1 protein-coding gene is annotated in these 1,102 nt (G+C 47.1%); it reads left to right on the forward strand.

Features of this window, described 5'->3' with window-relative positions:
* Positions 1–1,102 (forward strand): ABC-F family ATP-binding cassette domain-containing protein (locus A3750_RS00610; RefSeq protein ID WP_156498268.1); only part of this gene is annotated, 1,102 nt, incomplete at both ends.

Genomic DNA, 1,102 nt, shown 5'->3' on the forward strand with positions numbered 1-1,102 from the left:
TGAAACGATCCATGCTTACAATATTCCTGTGGAAGCAAAAAAACTCCTTCATGGCTTGGGATTCTCCGAGCACGAGCTCGACCAAAGTGTGGCCAGTTTTTCCGGCGGTTGGCGTATACGTTTGAATTTGGCACAAGCACTGATGTGTCCTTCAGACTTGCTGTTGCTTGATGAGCCAACCAACCACCTTGATTTGGATGCAATGCTCTGGCTTGAGGCATGGTTGAAACAATATCGAGGTACCTTGCTCTTTATTTCGCATGACCGAGATTTTATTGATGCCGTAGCAACGAGTATTTTGCATTTTGAGCATCGTAAGTTGCATCAATACACAGGTAGCTACTCTGATTTTGAGCGTCAGCGTGCTGAAAAGCTTGCACTCCAGCAAGCTCAGTTCCAAAAGCAGCAACAGCGAATTTCTGAGATTCAGTCCTTTGTTAACCGGTTTAGAGCGAAAGCAACCAAAGCGAAACAGGCACAAAGTCGTTTAAAAGAACTGGAAAGAATGGAATTGATTGCGCCGGCGCATGTGGATTCACCTTTCAAGTTCGAGTTTCCTGAGTCGAATAAACAATCGAGCCCGCTGCTTAGCCTGTCCCAAGCAAATCTTGGCTACGATGCTTCTTGTCCAATTATCGAAGACTTTTCCTGCACCATTTTACCGGGCCAAAGAATTGGTTTGCTTGGCCCCAACGGCGCAGGTAAATCTACGCTAATTAAATCTCTGGTCGGTGATCAAAACTTACTGGAGGGTGATAGAAGTTGCGGAGAACATTTGCATATCGGCTATTTTGCTCAGCATCAGCTTGAAGCGTTAGATTCTAGCGCGAGCCCTCTGTTGCATCTTCAGCGCTGTCGACCGAGTGCCACAGATCAAGAAATCCGTAACTTTCTCGGCGGTTTTAACTTTCGAGGTGATGACGCCACAGGCACCATCGAAAAGTTCTCTGGAGGCGAAAAAGCGCGACTAGCGCTTGCGATCATTGCTTGGCATAAGCCAAATCTGCTCTTGTTAGATGAGCCTACCAACCATCTCGATCTGGAAATGCGACTCGCTCTAACCATCGCCCTTCAGGCCTTTTCAGGAGCCATCATTGTGGTC

The organism is Oleiphilus sp. HI0079 (assembly GCF_001635105.1).